At 70.4% G+C, this 14,763-nt stretch carries 15 protein-coding genes; 2 read left to right on the top strand and 13 right to left on the bottom strand.

Annotated elements, in window-relative coordinates; translation table 11 throughout:
• Positions 1-14: 14 nt before the first annotated feature.
• Together EV651_RS36015 and EV651_RS36010 are read right to left on the bottom strand one after the other, a co-directional pair.
• Positions 15-704 carry a class F sortase gene (locus EV651_RS36015; RefSeq protein ID WP_133789739.1) on the bottom strand — a complete coding sequence of 230 codons (690 nt, stop codon included), beginning with the start codon at positions 702-704 and terminating at the stop codon, positions 15-17.
• On the bottom strand, positions 701-1,540 hold the full coding sequence (locus EV651_RS36010) for a DUF4397 domain-containing protein (RefSeq protein WP_133789738.1): 840 nt from the start codon (positions 1,538-1,540) through the stop codon (positions 701-703). The genes EV651_RS36015 and EV651_RS36010 overlap by 4 nt, the downstream gene beginning before the upstream one ends.
• Before the next feature lie 238 nt (positions 1,541-1,778).
• On the opposite strand from EV651_RS36010, the gene EV651_RS36005 reads away from it, so the two are divergent.
• The gene (locus EV651_RS36005; RefSeq protein WP_133789737.1) at positions 1,779-2,624 is read left to right on the top strand and encodes an alpha/beta fold hydrolase; all 846 of its coding nucleotides are present in this window, start codon (positions 1,779-1,781) and stop codon (positions 2,622-2,624) included.
• Between the two features lie 10 nt (positions 2,625-2,634).
• Here the strand turns inward: EV651_RS36005 and EV651_RS36000 are convergent, their stop codons facing one another.
• The gene (locus tag EV651_RS36000) at positions 2,635-2,955 is read right to left on the bottom strand and encodes a nuclear transport factor 2 family protein (protein ID WP_133789736.1); all 321 of its coding nucleotides are present in this window, start codon (positions 2,953-2,955) and stop codon (positions 2,635-2,637) included.
• Between the two features lie 160 nt (positions 2,956-3,115).
• Positions 3,116-3,694, bottom strand: coding sequence for a Uma2 family endonuclease (locus tag EV651_RS35990; protein WP_133789917.1), 579 nt, complete (start codon positions 3,692-3,694; stop codon positions 3,116-3,118).
• 183 nt (positions 3,695-3,877) lie between these two features.
• Here EV651_RS35990 and EV651_RS35985 point away from each other — a divergent pair, with 183 nt between their 5' ends.
• Positions 3,878-5,464 carry an MBL fold metallo-hydrolase gene (locus EV651_RS35985; protein WP_133789734.1) on the top strand — a complete coding sequence of 529 codons (1,587 nt, stop codon included), beginning with the start codon at positions 3,878-3,880 and terminating at the stop codon, positions 5,462-5,464.
• Here EV651_RS35985 and EV651_RS35980 read toward each other — a convergent pair.
• The 9 genes from EV651_RS35980 to EV651_RS35940 all read right to left on the bottom strand — a co-directional run bounded on the left by EV651_RS35980 (position 5,403) and on the right by EV651_RS35940 (position 14,758).
• On the bottom strand, positions 5,403-6,089 hold the full coding sequence (locus EV651_RS35980) for a sugar transferase (protein ID WP_133789733.1): 687 nt from the start codon (positions 6,087-6,089) through the stop codon (positions 5,403-5,405). The genes EV651_RS35985 and EV651_RS35980 overlap by 62 nt on opposite strands.
• 9 nt (positions 6,090-6,098) lie before the next feature.
• Positions 6,099-7,172 carry a hypothetical protein gene (locus EV651_RS35975; RefSeq protein WP_133789732.1) on the bottom strand — a complete coding sequence of 358 codons (1,074 nt, stop codon included), beginning with the start codon at positions 7,170-7,172 and terminating at the stop codon, positions 6,099-6,101.
• Entirely contained in the window at positions 7,169-8,464 is a 1,296-nt protein-coding gene (locus EV651_RS35970) for a polysaccharide biosynthesis C-terminal domain-containing protein (protein WP_133789731.1), read from the bottom strand. Before EV651_RS35970 ends, EV651_RS35975 begins: the two co-directional genes overlap by 4 nt.
• Positions 8,461-9,780 (bottom strand): O-antigen ligase, encoded by a 1,320-nt coding sequence (locus EV651_RS35965; RefSeq protein WP_133789730.1) that lies wholly within the window; start codon positions 9,778-9,780, stop codon positions 8,461-8,463. The genes EV651_RS35970 and EV651_RS35965 overlap by 4 nt, the downstream gene beginning before the upstream one ends.
• Complete coding sequence (locus EV651_RS35960; RefSeq protein ID WP_133789729.1) at positions 9,777-10,829, bottom strand: aminoglycoside phosphotransferase family protein; 1,053 nt, start codon at positions 10,827-10,829, stop codon at positions 9,777-9,779. The genes EV651_RS35965 and EV651_RS35960 overlap by 4 nt, the downstream gene beginning before the upstream one ends.
• Positions 10,826-11,266: a hypothetical protein gene (locus tag EV651_RS35955; protein WP_133789728.1), complete on the bottom strand. Its 441-nt coding sequence runs from the start codon at positions 11,264-11,266 to the stop codon at positions 10,826-10,828. The genes EV651_RS35960 and EV651_RS35955 overlap by 4 nt, the downstream gene beginning before the upstream one ends.
• Positions 11,263-12,462 carry a glycosyltransferase gene (locus tag EV651_RS35950; RefSeq protein WP_133789727.1) on the bottom strand — a complete coding sequence of 400 codons (1,200 nt, stop codon included), beginning with the start codon at positions 12,460-12,462 and terminating at the stop codon, positions 11,263-11,265. Before EV651_RS35950 ends, EV651_RS35955 begins: the two co-directional genes overlap by 4 nt.
• A complete protein-coding gene (locus tag EV651_RS35945; RefSeq protein ID WP_133789726.1) occupies positions 12,462-13,460 on the bottom strand; it encodes a hypothetical protein in 999 nt (332 codons plus the stop codon). Before EV651_RS35945 ends, EV651_RS35950 begins: the two co-directional genes overlap by 1 nt.
• Before the next feature lie 68 nt (positions 13,461-13,528).
• Positions 13,529-14,758, bottom strand: a complete 1,230-nt coding sequence (locus EV651_RS35940) for a hypothetical protein (protein WP_133789725.1) — start codon at positions 14,756-14,758, stop codon at positions 13,529-13,531.
• Positions 14,759-14,763 lie beyond the last annotated feature (5 nt).

Below are 14,763 nucleotides of genomic sequence, written 5' to 3'. Positions count from 1 at the left end.
TCAGAAGCCCGCGGTCAAGCGGGAGTCGCGGTGACGACGAGGTTGTCGCGGTAGCCGCCCAGGTCACGGTCGTAGGGTCCGCCGCAGGTCACGATCCAGAGCGCCGGACTGCCGTCCCGGGCGAACACCCGGTCCAGCGCGAGACCGGTCTTCGGCACTTGTTCGATCTGGCGAACCCGGTACGTCGTCGTTTCGTCTTTGGCGGAGCGCACGACGATCAGTCCGCCGGGCCGGAGCTTGCGGAGTCGGACGAGCGGGCCGACGCCGTACTGCTTGCTGTCGAGGTGACCGCCCAGCACCACCGAACCGGTGGTGCTGTCGATGCCAGGGCCGAACCGGTACCAGCCGATCGTCGCCGGATCGGGGGGAAGGTCCATCTGGCCGTTCGAGGCGACGCCGACGGGCAGTACCGGTAGGTCGATGCCGATCGCCTGGATCTGTAACCGAACCGGCGGCACCGAGCGCCTGACGGCCGGCGGATCAGCCGGCCGGGCAGGGATGCCGGCGACCGAGGGCGAGACAGCGGGCGACTCGGTAGGCGACTCGGTCGACGAATCGGTGGGCGACGTGGTGGGCGACGTGGTGGATGCGGCCGGGGCGTTGCGCTCGTTCGCCTGACGGCCCGGTGAGCTGCAGCCGGTCGACGGGATGACAACAGCGAGTGCGGCCATCGCGAGGATGGCCGCACAACGGTTGCTGATCACGAGCGCCTGCGGACCCGGACCGCCGACGTACCGAAGCCGAGGACGGCGAGTGCGGCCGCCGCGAGTACGGCGGTCAACCACCAGGAGGCGGTGGGAGTGCTCTGCTCGGCAGCCTGGCCGCCCGTACCGCCCGGGACGCCCGACGGGTTGCCGTGCAGGCCCGGGATGGTCTGAACCGCCAGCTTGAGGTTCTTGTCCGCCGCGCTGCCCCACGCGTACACGATGGTGTTCGTGCCCTCTTCGAGGTTCACGTCGGCCGGGCCGATGGCGACGGTCGAAGTTCCCGCGAGGACCACGTCGGCCTTGACCGTGCCGGCCGGCAGGTCCGCCTTGGCCTCCTTCGGGTTGGTCAGTCCCTCGAACGCCGGTTTGCCGCCGGCCCGGACGTCGACGGCGGGCGCAGCCGCGTCATGCCGAACCGTCAGCCTCGCCTTGCCCGCCGCGAGCTTCGAGACGTCGTTCACGTACGGCGTCAGCACCGGCTTACCGGCCGCGGACAGGTGAGCCACAACGGTGATGTTCGCACCGCCCGGTACGTCGACGCCGTCGGCTTGGATCACCGCCGGCCCGCCGGCGCCGGCGCCGGCCGCGGTCACCTTCAGGTCGTACGTGCCCTCGGGCAGCTTGACCGGGTCCGTGAGTGTGCCCGGTTCGAAGTTCGTCAACAGTGCCTTGCCGTTCGCGTAGACGTCGACGGTTGCGCCCGGAACCGCGTGCAGCACGGAGACAGTCGCAGTTCCCGCCGGCTTCGCCTGCGCGCTGACCGCCGCGGCTGTCGAACCTCCGACGGCCAGCATGCTCGCGGCGACCAGTGCAGTAAAACGACGTACAGACATGGAGCCCTCCTCAGGGAATCGGATCCTTCTTGCCCGCACTTCCACGACACCCGACCGTCTGGATGCGGAACTTCGACAAAAGTTGTACAGACTTTCGTCCGGAAGGAGCGTTGGTCACGGTGCGTGATGGCGGAAGCGGCGAGGGTTCGCAGAGGCGGCGAATTGGTGCCAGCGGGAAGACAGCGGTGCGTCAGTGGTGTTGGACATCCTGGGATCTGTGAGCGAGGGAGGACCGGGGATGGGGGACACGGAGACGTGGGAGCGGGAGCTGGTCTCGGGGGTCGACGTCTTGTCGACCGGGGCCGGGCCCGGTGTGGTGGTGATTCCGGGGAACAATCGGCGGGCGCATCACTACGAGGGGCTGGCGCGGGCGCTGGCCGGGGCGCATACGGTGCATGTGGTGGAGCGGCGTGGGCGTGGAGCCAGTGCTGCGCGCGGTACGGCGTACAGCGTGGAGACCGATGCCGACGACGTACTTGCGGTGCTCGAGCACACGGGCGCGCGGGCGGTGTTCGGGCACAGTTACGGCGGGTTGATCGCGCTACATGTTGGTTTGCGGCGGCAGTTGGATGCGCTGATCGCGTACGAGCCGGGCGTGAGTATCGACGGGTCGTTCGACGGGAGTTGGCTGGGCGGGTTCACGCGGCAACTCGACGCGGGCCGGCGCGTTGCCGCGATGACGACGTTCCTCAAAGGCACGGACCTGTTGCCGTTCCGCGCCGTACCTTTGCTGTGGGCAATCTCCCTCGTGCTCGTCCGCGGACCCGGCAGTCGCGAGACGCGGGACATGATGCCGACGACGCCGGCCGAGATCGCTGAGATCCTCCGCCTCGACTCCGACGGCAGCCGGTACGCCGGGATCGCGTCGAGGACACTGCTGCTCGGTGGGGCCAAGTCGCCCGCGTACCTGACCGGCGTACTGCCACGCCTCGCCACGATCATGCCGAACGCCGAGTTCCGGATCCTCCCGGAGCTGGACCACAACGCCCCCGACGAGAACGCGCCGGACACGATCGCCCAGGAGCTTCGCCTGCACCTGGTCCGCGGCGAACGCCACCACCACGACACGCTGCGCGATCGCTAGCCTCGTGTAGTCACGCGGGCTGGACGACGTCCCAATGTTCGACGATCTGGTTGTTCTCGAAGCGCCAGATGTCGACTACAGCCTGGGTGGCTTCGGGGGTGGTCATCAGGTAGTGCACGACGACGTGGGTGTCGTCGGCGATGACGCGTTGGAGTGCGAGCTCGGCGCCGGCGACCGGGGCCTTGGCGAGGAACTCGATGAAGGCGTCGCGGCCGGAAGGGTTGCCGGGGCTGTGTTCGACGAAGTTCTCGTGCAGGAGCGGGCGGAGCGGTTCGAGGTTGCCGTTGGCGAATTCCTGGAAGGCGTGCAGGGTGAGCTGCTTGATCGTCATACGTACGACGATGCGCCGACCGCCGCGGCGCTGTCGATTACCTGCCTCGTCATGGCGCGGCCCTGGATACTCGGGTGTGTGAGTGACGACAGGCCGGTTGGGGAGTTGTTGCGGGAGTGGCGGCGGCGGAGGAAGCTGAGTCAGCTCGACCTCGCGGATCCTAGTGGAGATCTTCCAGGTCGAGGTTGATCGAGAACGGGTCGGTGCCGGTGAAGGTGCCGCCGACAACCTCGGCGTCGAGGTAGCCGAACTTGTCGGTGAGGTGGCACGCCAGCAGGGAGACCGGCTCGTCGATGTCGACGATCCAGTAGTGCGGGATGCCGGCGTCGGCGTACTCGGCCCGTTTGACGACATTGTCCGTACGGCGTGACCCAGGGGAGACGATCTCGATGACGACGAGGATCTCCGACGCGCGGATCAGCCCGCCTTCGGTCCTGACCCGCGGCCTGGCGGTTCTCCGCACGACGATGACGTCAGGTCGCCGGGAGAACCCGGGCTGGTCGGGCGGCGCGAGCTCGAGATCGATGTCCACGTCGGTAATGACCTCGAGATCCAGGGGCAGCTGCGGCATCAACTGCAGGGCGATTCGCAACCCGGCCATGTTGTGATCCGGGCTGGGGCTCGGCGACATCAAAAGATTGCCCTCCATGAGCTCCGACCGGCCGGTCTCCTCCTCGCCGAGTGTCGCGTACTCGCCGACGGTGAGCAGATGGGCGGGCGGCAGCGGGACAGCTGTCATCATCTCCTCCTCATCTCCAGCAACCATTGTTCCATGCGTGTATCTTCAACTCGGATCCGGCGCCGACTCGCCCCGTTACAGAATGGCTGATGGTGACTCCGTTGCGTGACCGCTGAATGGCGTAGGGGGGTTCGTGCGGGTGGGGGATGCGGGGTGGGGGCGGGGGTCGGGAGGCTTGGGGGTATGGGCGAGGGGACTGTCACGGCGCTGGGGCACGCCGGGTTGCGGGTGGATGGGGACGGGGTGCGGATTCTGGCGGATCCGTGGTTGTCGGCCGGCGGTGCGTTCCTCGGGTCCTGGTTCCCGTTTCCGGACAACTCGCATCTGCTGACGGCGGGGTTGCTCGACGTCGATCTCGTGGTGGTGTCGCACGAGCATCTGGATCACCTGGATCTCGACCTGATCGCCGGACTCTCCCGAAGCATTCCCGTGGTCGTGCCGCGGTATCCGTCGACGATCATGCAGCGCCGGTTGCGCGCGATCGGGCGGGCCCGGATCGTCGTGCTCGATCCCTGGGAGCGTTACCGCCTGAACGAAGACGACTGGCTGACGGTGATACCCGAGCAGTGCCCGATGAGCCACGACGCCGCCGTACTGCTCAAGCTCGGGAACCGGAGCGTGCTGCACACCAACGACGCCCGGATCTCCCTGTCCCAGGCGCGGCGCGCGATGACGGAGGTCGGCGGACAGCTGGATGTGATGGGTGTGCAGATGTCGGGGGCGAGCTGGCACCCTGTCCGCTACGAGTACGACGAGGTCGAGCGGGAGCGGATCTCGACGATCAAACGGGTCGGCAAGTTCAAGGCTGTCACCCGGCTGGTCCGGCAGGTCCGGCCGCGGCTGGTGATGCCGTACGCCGGTCCGCCGTGCTTCCTCGACGACGAGCTGTTCGAACTGAACAGCGGCCTCCGTCCGGGTGGGATCTTCCCCGATCAGGGCGAGGCGCTGGCCTGGCTCGCGGACCGGATCCCCGACCAGCCCGGCGTCTGCCTGCTGCCGGGGGACCAGATCCAGCTGGACGACCTCACCGTCGTACGGGACCCGCACTGGAACGACTTCGCGCTGGACGCCGGACCGGAGCAGCGGCGGCAGTACCTGAAGGAGTACGCCGCCCGCCGCCGGCCGGCCATCGACGCCGCCTGGGCCGCGAACCCCGTGTCGCGGCCCGGGTTGGCCCAACGCTTCAAGAACCATCTGGAGTCGCTCGGCACGCTCTCGGAGTACTTCCTCGCCCGGATCGGTATGACGTTGCGCTTCGACGTCTCGGGACCGTACGGCGGGATCTGGGACGCGCACATCGGACCGGACCGTGTGGTCGTCGATCTCGACGGCGGCGCAGGCCATGCCGACTACTGCCTGACCATGGACGGCCGATGGCTCGACGGGGTGGTGTCCGGCCGGACCCGCTGGGAGGAGCTCCTGCTGTCGATGCGTTTCACCGCACGCCGCGACCCGGACCGGTACAACGACTACCTGGTCGGCCTGCTGAAGCACGCGGACCGAGCTGCGCTCCGGGCGGTCGAGCGCTTCGAGGCCGCCCGCGATCCGGAGGAAACCACAACGATCGTTGTCGGTGGCAAGCAGTTGGAGATCGGCAGGTACTGCCCGCACGCCGGCGAGGACCTGGCCGAGACGGGCGTCGTGGTGAACGGCGTACTGCGCTGCCTCGGCCACAACTTCGAGTTCGACCTGACCGACGGGACCTGTCTCAACGCCCGCTGTGACCCGGTTCTGGTGAAGCCGGCGCCGTACGTGGACGAGGCGGTGTGACGGACTGCTGGAGGTCCGCCAACCCGACCATGAACAGGCCGGTGACCAGGACGTAGTACAACGTGCGGGGGATCGTCGGCCGGTCCAGGTACTCCCGGTCCGCGGCCACGCGGAGCGGCACGAGTACGTCGAGGTACCACAGCTCCACGTCCGTCCAGGCGTCCGGCGGTACCGCGGAACGCTCGCGGTACCGCAGCTGCGCCGGACCGGTCAGTCCCGGCCGTGCCATCAGCACCGGCCGGCACGCGTCCGGATAGCGCGCCGCCAGAGTCGCGCTTTCCGGACGCGGACCGACCAGCGTCATCTGCCCGCGAACCACGTGCCACAACTGGGGCAACTCGTCGATCGCCGTCCGCCGCAGGAAGGCGCCGATCGGCGTGATGCGGGCGTCGCCCGTGCTGGTTACCTGGGGGCCGGAGGCAACCGTCCGCATGGTGCGGAACTTGTACAACGTGAAGGTCCGGCCGTTCTCGCCCACGCGAGCCTGACGGAACAGGACGGGCCGGCCGCTGGTGACGAGCACGAGTACGCCGACCACCAGCAGCAGCGGCGACGCGACCACCAGTAACAGCGCGCCGATCAGCACGTCCAGCAACCGCCTGACCGGACCGACCTGTGACGACATGTCCGTCTCCTAACCGGTGCCGGCGGCAACGAAGACCGCGGTGAACGCATGGGCCGCGAGGTCGCACTCGTGGTCGAACGCGGCGGAATCGGTGGGCATCGTCGACGGCGTCATGTGGGTGATCAACCGCACGCCCAGTCGCCGTTCCTGGAGCAGGGAGGTCCACAGCGCGTTGCTGCCGAGGTCGGGCGCGAGCAGGCTGAAGACCTTGCCCTGGTAGCGCTGCCGCCAGGTCCAGATGTCCACCGCCTGTGCCCCGGCCGATACCGGTGCGGCGATGTACGTGGCCGTGTCGGTCGCGGCCTGGGCGGCGTTTCCCTGGTAGCCGTCGGCGGCCGCGAGCGCCTTGCGGGACTGCAGGATCGTCAGCGATTCCCAGCCCTGGGCGCGAACGCGACTCCAGATCTCGGTCTGTGCGGTGTGCTGGTCCAGGCCCCAGGTCTGGTAGGTGTTCGGGCTGAGCAGGCCGGTGCTGAGGTCCAGTCGGTCGATCAGGTCGGTCCGCAGGTAGCCCTCGACGGCCGCCGCACTGGCCGCCGGGTACTTCAGCCGGACCCGCTGTGCGCAGCCTTCCTGGTTGCCGCCGCGCCACGGCAGGCACCCGAGCTCCGGTACGACGGCGTCCACCAGAATCTGCTTGCCTGGGGCAACCTTGGCCAGGCCGCTGCGGGCCTGCCGGAGGAAGTCGGCGGCCTGGGCCGGGGAGGTCAGGCCGTCGCCGTACCCGATCTCGTCGGAGATCTTGAACCCGGCGGTCCCCGGTACGGAGGCCAGCTGCCCGAGCCGGGCGATCGCTCCGTCGAACGCGGCCTGTCCGTCCAGCCAGCGCTTCACCAGATCGGTTTCCCACCAGATGGCCACGCCCTTGTGGTGCAGCGCGGTGGCGAGCGCGACGTACCGGTCACCGGGGAGCACCACCGGCGCGCTGCCGCCCGTCGGCGTGCTGGACGGTGCCTGAGTCGGACCGGGAGTCGTTGCCGCCGGGCTGCTGTCCGGGAGTGCCGTCGGCTGAGCGGCGGGGCTGCTCGTCGAACAGCCGGCCAGCAGCATCAGCAAACCGGTAGCGATCGCCATCGCCTTCATGAGCTTCCCTCTCCGACAGCGACGGCCGCGCCACGGCGGGCCGACGGCGCGCTGAGCCGCAGCAGCAGACCGATCAGCAACGCATCGGTCGACAGGTACGCCGCGGTCGACGCGACGGCCGCGCCGAGTGCCCCGTAGCGAGGTATCAGCGTCACGTCGAGGACCACTGTGACGACCAGCCCGGCGCCGAGAACGATCGAATTGAGCCCCGGAGTACCGCGCCCGTAGAGATAGCCACTCGCGACGCCCGAGGCGCCGGCGAGCACCATGCCCACGACGAGCACCCGGGCCGGCGTGACCGCCGATCCGAACGACGCGCCGTACAGCAGTCGCAGCACCGGGTCGGCGAGCAGCGCGACCGGAACCGCGGCGATCGCGACGCCGGCCAGCGTCGGCCGGATCATCCGCCGTGCGAGCTCGGCCGCGCGATGCTGCTCGAGTTTCGCCAGGCGGGGGTAGAAGACCCAGGTCAGCGCGGTGCCGGGCAGCCGGAGCAGTTCGGCGTACTTCGAGGCGACCGCATACCCGCCGAGTACTGCGGGACCGGCGAGCGCGCCGAGGATCACGACGTCGAGCCGGAGGTTGAGCAACGTGATCAGGCCGCCCACCTGGCCGCGCAGGCCGTACGACGCCACCTGCCGGGCGAGGTTCTTGTCCGGCCGGCCGAACCACCCGCGGCCGGCACCGGCCAGACCGAAGCGACGCCAGCCGAGCCGGCCGGCGACCCGGCGCCATGCGTCGACCGCGACCACCAGGTCGGCGAGTCCGAGACCGAGGACGATCGCACCGATGCCGTGCACGCCGACGACCAGCGGGAGGACGAAACAGGGCAGGAATGCGAGCTCCTCGGCCGCGATCACCACATCACCGCCCCGGCGGTCCTCGAGTCCTTGCAGGGCGGTCTTGCCGAGCGTCAGCATCAATTGACTCGCGACGGTCGCGCCCGCGGCCGCGACCAGCCAGGGCGCCTCGTGCGGGAAGAAGACCTTGGCCAGCAGCGGCGTCGCGGCGATCCAGAGCGCCGTACCGACGGCCGCTCCGGCGCCCCCGATCGTCATCAGGGTCGGCCAGAGCCGGGGCAGGTCCCGCCGGGGTACGGCGAGGAAGTACGCGAGCGCCCCGGGCAGACCGAGGACGCACAGTACGCCGACCAGGCCGGGCACCATCCGGAGCAGCGCGTACTCGCCGACGGCCGACGGTCCACCGGTCCGGGCTACCAGGACGGTAGCGAGCGTGAGTCCGAGGACGGCGAGCAACCGCGCCGAGCAGTTGGACACGACGGATCGGATCATCGCGCCACCTCGTGCTGGTCGTGCTGGTCGTGCTGGTCCTGCATGGCGAGGACGAGGGCCGCGACCAGACCGAGCCAGGTCCACAGATGCCGGAAGTGCAGAACCTCGTAGAACCCGGCGGCGGTCGCCATCACCGGCCCGACGACGGCCAGCAGCCACGGTCTCGGTACGAGTTCGGCGTACGTCTTCGGCAGGTTCCCGAAAACCAGCCGCAGGCAGCGGGCGAACACCGCGACGCCGAACACCAGCAGGCCGATCCCGCCGATCACCCCGCGCTCCAGCAAGGTCGCCAGGTAGTCGTTGTGGGCTTCCTTGACGTACGGCGCGTGCGTGGCCTCCAGAGTCGCCTTCGTCCGGGCGGGCCCGTAACCGGCCGCATCGCCCTGGAGGAAGAGGTTCGCGCCCTCGCGGACGATCGTCGCGCGTTCGCCGCTGGAGTTCGCGCTGCGCCCGAACGAATCCCGCAGCAGCGGGACACTGCCGGCCGCCTCTTCACGGAGCTGGGTGAGGTCGACGCGCGGCATCACGAAACCGGCCGTCAGCCCGCCGGCCAGCGCGGCGGTGGCGAGGACAGCGAGGCCCGCCACAGCACCCCGGCGCCGGTAGGAGGTCACCGCGACGGACAGCACCAGGCCGACCATCAGCGTGAGCATCGCGCCGTTCGAGCCGGTGAACCCGATCGCGAGAAGGACCAGCAGGTAGGCGATCAGGCGGACGCCGGGGGAGCGTGGATGCTTGCACGCGGCGATGACGAACAACGAGACGACCAGGTAGTTGCCGGCCAGGTTGGGATCGCCGAAGGTGTACGGCGCCCGCACCCCGTCCTTGGCGGACACCCCGGTCAGCGCGTTGAAGCCGACCAGATACGCGGCCGCCATGACGCCGGAGTAGATCGCTGCCGTCCGGCACCAGGACACGGTGACGGCGCGGACGATCGCTGGATTGTGCCGGCCGAGCGCGAGCGCCGCGCCCCAGGCGAACAGCAGTAGATCCTGGATCAGCACCAGCGCGCTGCCGAAGGGCGCGATCGAGATGTACGCCGCGAACGCTCCGCCGAGCATCAGCCCGGCCACACCGGCGGCGTACGGCAGCCTGATCGGCAGGTGTTCGCGCCCGGCCCACAGCACGCTCAGCACGATGCAGAGCAGGATGCCCGCGTCCGCCGGCGCGGTGTTGGCGGGGCCGGCCGGGACGAGGAACGGCAGCAAACAGGTCGTCAGGCCCATCATTGCCACCAGCGCGTCACCGCGTGCCAGGCCGGGCGAGGCGACGATGCCGGCCGGTGGCGTGGGCTGGATCGACGTGGTGGTCGTCATCGGGGTTCGGCTCCGTCGGTGAGTGGCCGGCACGGGAGACTCGTGAGCAGTTCCAGGTGCTGTGCGGAGAACTCGTCGTCGTTAGCGCTCGCGGCGATCTCGCCCAGCCCGGCCAGCGCGGCGCCGTACCAGAGGGTCGTCGGCAGGCCGAGCGTGTCGAGCCCGGTGCGCAGGTACAGCCGGACGAGGTCCGGCAGCCAGCCGGTCTCGAGCAGGCCGTACCTGATCCCGGCGCCGAATCCGGTACGCCGCAGGCCGTGGTGCCCGCGTACCTCGTGACCGGGCCGGGTGTGGCGGTCGAGATAGAGGCAGTAGCTGAGCGCGAACCGGACCAGGTCCCGCAGCGGCCATCCGGTACGGGCGCCGCTCTCCCAGTCGACGACTCCGGAGATCCGGCCGCCGTCGACCAGCAGATTCCCGAACCAGTAGTCGCCGTGCACCACTGTGGTGGCGACCCGATGACTGCGCAGCTGTCGGTCCGCCGCCGCGAGCCGAACCTGTGCGGCCTCGAGTTTCGGGTGTCCGGACCAGCGGGTGCGCAGCCGGCCCGCGACCTCACCGGCCCAGGTGATCCGGGCACGCTCACCGGCGGTCGCCAGCTGCAGATGCCGGAGCCATCCGCCGGCCAGCGCGAAGTCCTCGGCCACCGGGCGCTGCCGCGAGGTGTGCAGCCAGCGGTGGTACGCGACACTCATCGGGACACCACGCAGTACCGTCGTGACCACGGCCGGCAGCCCGTCGCTGTCGAGCGTCTCCAGGTAGGAGGGGACGGTCCGGCCGAACTCGCCCAGGTCGATCTCGCCGAGCGCCAGCAGCATCCGGGTCTCGCGCGAGATCGCGCCCGCGGCGGCGACCGTGACAGGGATCTTCATCGCCACCGGCCCGGCCGGGCCGTCCACGAAGGTACCGGCCGGCGGCGTGACGACCAACGTCCGCTTGGCATCGGGATCCTTCGAGGTCGCGATCAGCACGCCGCGGCTGCCCGGCGCGAACAGCAGGTCGTGCACGGACCGCGGGCGAGGCTGGAACGCCTTGGTAGCTACGGTCATCGCCGCCTCCCGACGACGACGCGGGCAGGTGCGAGGGCGCCGGTCCAGCGCCAGGGTGCGAGCCGTGCCAGTCCGAGACACGCGGACGCGGGCAAGGCGAACGCGAAGCCGGGAGGCACCGTGGCCACCGCGGTCCAGAAGTACTTGATCGCTTCCTCGACGTCGTCGACTACCACCATCGGCCGGTCGAGCGTCGGCAGTACGACGAACTCCCGCTCCAGTACGACCCCGAGCTCCCGCGCCGTACGCCGAAGCCGGCGGCGGCTGCGCGCACGCTGATCGAGCAGCACCACCGGGCCGTCCGGGGACAGCTGGGCGGCCCCGACCGGACCGAAACGCAGGTCGAGTTCGACGGTCCCGGGTGGGCACAGCTGCAGCCACGGCGAGATCGGGCGCTTGCGCTCGCCCTGGGCGACGTTCTCGACCGGACTCGTCATGACGCCGCCAGCTGCGCCGGCCGCCCGGCCGAGTACACCTGGTCGAGCACCTCGGCCAGACTCCCGGCGTCGTACGTACTTCCTGCGGCGGACTGCCCGCGCCGGGCCATCCGTTCGGCCTTCGGGCGATCGTCGAGCAGCTCGTCGATGGCCTCGGCGAGCAGGCGTGGACGGCCCGGTGGGACCAGGATCCCGCTCTCGCCGGGGACGACCAGGTCGGGCACCGAGTTGACCGCGGTCGCCACGACCGGAAGGCCGCAGCGCATCGCCTCGACGACCGCACAGGGCAGGCCCTCGTACCGGCTGGCCATCGCGAACACGTCGAACGCCGGTAGCAGCTGCGGTACGTCGGACCGCTCGCCGGCGAAGACGAACCGATCCGCCAGGCCCCTGCGTCGGGCCAGTTCCTTCGCCTCGCGGTCGCCCGGCCCCGAACCGATCCAGACCGCGACGGCGTCCGTGTGCCGCAGTGCGGCGACGGCGGCGATCAGGTGTTCCGGAGCCTTCTGGTAGTCGATCCGGCCGACGGTGCCGATCAGCGGGGTGCTCGGGTCGATCCCGAGCTCGGCGCGGGCCGCCGTCCGGGAGGTGCCGGTTCGCGGCACGGTCACCGCCTCGACCACCGGCGTGATCGTCCGCAGACTGCGCGGCGTGGCGAGTCCGAGTCGCAAGGCCTCCGTTGCCACGCCCGTCCCGATGGCCAGTACGTCGTCGGTGATGCGGGCCAGGCGCCGTTCGATCGCGATGTAGGCCCTGCGCCGCAACGGGTTCTGGAACTGGTGGAAGGGGAAGCCGTGGTAGGTGTGCACGATGCGCGGCACTCCGGCGCGATGAGCGGCGAGCCGGCCGAGCGCGCCCGCCTTGGCGCTGTGAGTGTGGACGACGTCGTACCCGCCATTGGCGCACAACGCGGTCAAATGGCGCAGCGCCCGGCGGTCGTCGTTCGGTGACAAGGGTGAGACCAGCGAGGGCTCGATCAGCACGCGCATCCCGGCGGCCGCCGCGCGGTCGGCGAGCGGGCCGCCCTGTCCGGTGATGATCGTGACCCGGTAGCGGGCCCGGTCGAGCGGGAGCACACCTCGAAGCGCGACACCGCCCGCACCGGCGATGAACCGGGTGACGATCTGGGCGACCTCGATCCGGCCGCCCTCGATCCGGCCGCCCTCGATCCGGTCTCGCTCGAGCCGGCCGGCCATCAGCCGGCCCGCCCGGTCCGGATCGCGGCCAGCGGACGCCGGAGCAGCTCGGTCAGCCCGGCACCGGGCTCCCGGCCGAGGATCAGCTCGACCGCGGGCAGCCGGGTGGTGAGCCGGTCGGCGACCTTCTCGATCGGCGGGTGCACCGGTCCGCATCCGGTCGCCGTTGCGACCAGCGCCGCGATCGACCAGAAGCGCCGGAGTTCGCCGGCCGCGTAGGTACCGGCGACGAGTCTGCGGGCCGCTGCCGCCGGGCCGAGTTCGTGCAGTTCGGGCAAGTCCTGTGTACCTCGCCGCAGTACGACGACGAGTTCTGGAGGCAGCGACCTGACCCGGTGTGTCCAGGGCTGCTCGCGCCGCCCGTGCAGCGCCCGCCGCCCGGTACCGTCGAGGAGCCGCAACGGCTCGGCCACGCCGTAGGCTGTCGCCCCGTCGCAGACCGCCAGGTTGTCGCACGTCGCCCGGCAACCGTCGGCCAGCGCCCGCGCGACCAGCGTCGACTTGCCGACGCCGCCCGGTCCGGCCAGCAGGGCAACGACACCACCGACCTCGACGATCGAGACGTGCAGCGGCGCGAACCCCTGCTGCATCGCGAACCACAGCGCCGGGTAGTGCAGCAGGACCTGGCTGTTCAACGCGTGCTGCCGAGCAGGGAGCAGCCTGGCCGCGGCGGACTCCCGGTACGACGGCCGCCGCCGGCTGGCGACCCGGAGGCCGTCCACGTCGACCGCCCACCGCTGATCGAAGCCGGAGCCGCCGACGTTCGTCAGCACAGCCTCGCCGCCCGGTGTCGCCCAGACGCCGCGCGTGATCAGCTCCGCTCCGCGCGTGCCGAACGGCTCGCGGGTGTCCTCGACCGCGAGGACCACGTTCGGCGGGTCCGCTGCGAGCCCGGGTCGCTCCGGCCCGTCCGCGGCGTCGAGGAGCGCTCGTACGACGCTCTGCGAACCATGCACCGCGACGCGTTGACCGGCGGTGTGCAACATCCCGGTGCTCATCCCGGTGTTTATCCCCGTGCCGGCCCCTGAACGCACGCTGGTGCTCAGCGGTCTGCTCACCGCCGCACTCATCGCAGCCTGCCGAACCGACGCGGTGCCGGGCCGTGCACCAGCCCGAGCACCGGCCAGCGAACGGCCTTCAGGACGTCGTCCAGGTCGTCCAGCCGGCGCAGCAGCACTGTGCCGGTGGACACCACGACGACCCCGGCCGTCATCTCGTCCTGGGGGGTGACGGCCGACAGCCCGGTGAAGCGGACATCGGTGAAACCGTCGAGCTCGAAGACCGGCCCGGTGTCGTCCGGACCGGCCGGCTGCTTCGACTGCTTCGGAGCATGAGTCCGTCCGGACAGCGAGAACAGCAGCTTGCTCACGGTGTCGGCGTCGTCGGAGTCGGCACCCATCAGCACTACCGCATCGACGCCCTGCCGCCGGGCTGCGAGCGCCATCGTGTTGCGGAGCGAGTCGATCTCCTCGGTCGATGTGCCCAGCACCGGAGCCTGAAGCAACCGGGCCAGCGCGCGGATGCCGTTGACGCGCGGACGGAACGTCTCCAGGACCGTCGCGGCCGTGAGGCCGAGCACGAGACCGAGCAGCAGCGCCAGCGCGAGTTGCGGAAGGATCGTGCTCGATGCCCGTCTGATGTCAGGCTGGTTGCTGACCAGCACCGCCTGGTCCCTGGCCGCGTCATTCGCGATCAAGGTCGCTCGCTGGCCACTGAGTTCACTCAGCAACTGGTTGGCCGACTGGATCTGGACACCCAGATCGGACCTGGCGGTGACATCGGCGATACCGCGCAGCTGGGTGATCAGTTTGTCGCGGCGTGCGGTCGCGTCGTCGATCTGGCGGGTCAGGTCGGCGAGTGTGCTCCGGAACGTTGCCTGGCCACCCTGGTTCATGAAGAGCGCGACCCGGGTGGCGAGCTCGCCCACGATCCGTCCGGCCGCGAGCGGGTCGTTGTCACTGACGCTGAGCTCGACGATCGAGGACCCGCCGATCCGCTGTGCCGCGATGTTGGTCGCCGCATAGGTATCGACGTCGCGCTGCACATTCGCCGCCTGCAACGCCGCACCGAGCAGGCTCGGTGTGGTCGCCACGGCCAGCACCCGGCTGTTCATGCCCTCGGCCTCGGTCGCCGACTTCGGTGAGCCGGCGATCACCTGGAGGCGGATCGAGGCCACGCTCGGGTCCGGCCGCCCGGCGATCAGGATCGCCGCGCCGGCCACCGGGATCAGCACACAGACCAGGATCAGCGCCAGGTGGGCGCGCACGATCCGGCGGAACATCTCCTCGAGCGTCATGACTG

The sequence above is a fragment of the Kribbella sp. VKM Ac-2571 genome (assembly GCF_004362255.1).
Lineage (GTDB): Bacteria > Actinomycetota > Actinomycetes > Propionibacteriales > Kribbellaceae > Kribbella > Kribbella pratensis.
The sequence above is the reverse complement of the archived record's forward strand: the minus strand, read 5'-3'. Positions and strand labels throughout refer to the sequence as shown.

Excerpts from the sequence above, each read along its gene's own strand:
- EV651_RS36010 (WP_133789738.1), bottom strand. The coding sequence starts at position 1,540 with ATGTCTGTACGTCGTTTTACTGCACTGGTCGCCGCGAGCATGCTGGCC.
- EV651_RS36005 (WP_133789737.1), top strand. The coding sequence starts at position 1,779 with ATGGGGGACACGGAGACGTGGGAGCGGGAGCTGGTCTCGGGGGTCGAC.
- EV651_RS36000 (WP_133789736.1), bottom strand. The coding sequence starts at position 2,955 with ATGACGATCAAGCAGCTCACCCTGCACGCCTTCCAGGAATTCGCCAAC.
- EV651_RS35990 (WP_133789917.1), bottom strand. The coding sequence starts at position 3,694 with ATGACAGCTGTCCCGCTGCCGCCCGCCCATCTGCTCACCGTCGGCGAG.
- EV651_RS35985 (WP_133789734.1), top strand. The coding sequence starts at position 3,878 with ATGGGCGAGGGGACTGTCACGGCGCTGGGGCACGCCGGGTTGCGGGTG.
- EV651_RS35980 (WP_133789733.1), bottom strand. The coding sequence starts at position 6,089 with ATGTCGTCACAGGTCGGTCCGGTCAGGCGGTTGCTGGACGTGCTGATC.
- EV651_RS35975 (WP_133789732.1), bottom strand. The coding sequence starts at position 7,172 with ATGAAGGCGATGGCGATCGCTACCGGTTTGCTGATGCTGCTGGCCGGC.
- EV651_RS35970 (WP_133789731.1), bottom strand. The coding sequence starts at position 8,464 with ATGATCCGATCCGTCGTGTCCAACTGCTCGGCGCGGTTGCTCGCCGTC.
- EV651_RS35965 (WP_133789730.1), bottom strand. The coding sequence starts at position 9,780 with ATGACGACCACCACGTCGATCCAGCCCACGCCACCGGCCGGCATCGTC.
- EV651_RS35960 (WP_133789729.1), bottom strand. The coding sequence starts at position 10,829 with ATGACCGTAGCTACCAAGGCGTTCCAGCCTCGCCCGCGGTCCGTGCAC.
- EV651_RS35955 (WP_133789728.1), bottom strand. The coding sequence starts at position 11,266 with ATGACGAGTCCGGTCGAGAACGTCGCCCAGGGCGAGCGCAAGCGCCCG.
- EV651_RS35950 (WP_133789727.1), bottom strand. The coding sequence starts at position 12,462 with ATGGCCGGCCGGCTCGAGCGAGACCGGATCGAGGGCGGCCGGATCGAG.
- EV651_RS35945 (WP_133789726.1), bottom strand. The coding sequence starts at position 13,460 with ATGAGCACCGGGATGTTGCACACCGCCGGTCAACGCGTCGCGGTGCAT.
- EV651_RS35940 (WP_133789725.1), bottom strand. The coding sequence starts at position 14,758 with ATGACGCTCGAGGAGATGTTCCGCCGGATCGTGCGCGCCCACCTGGCG.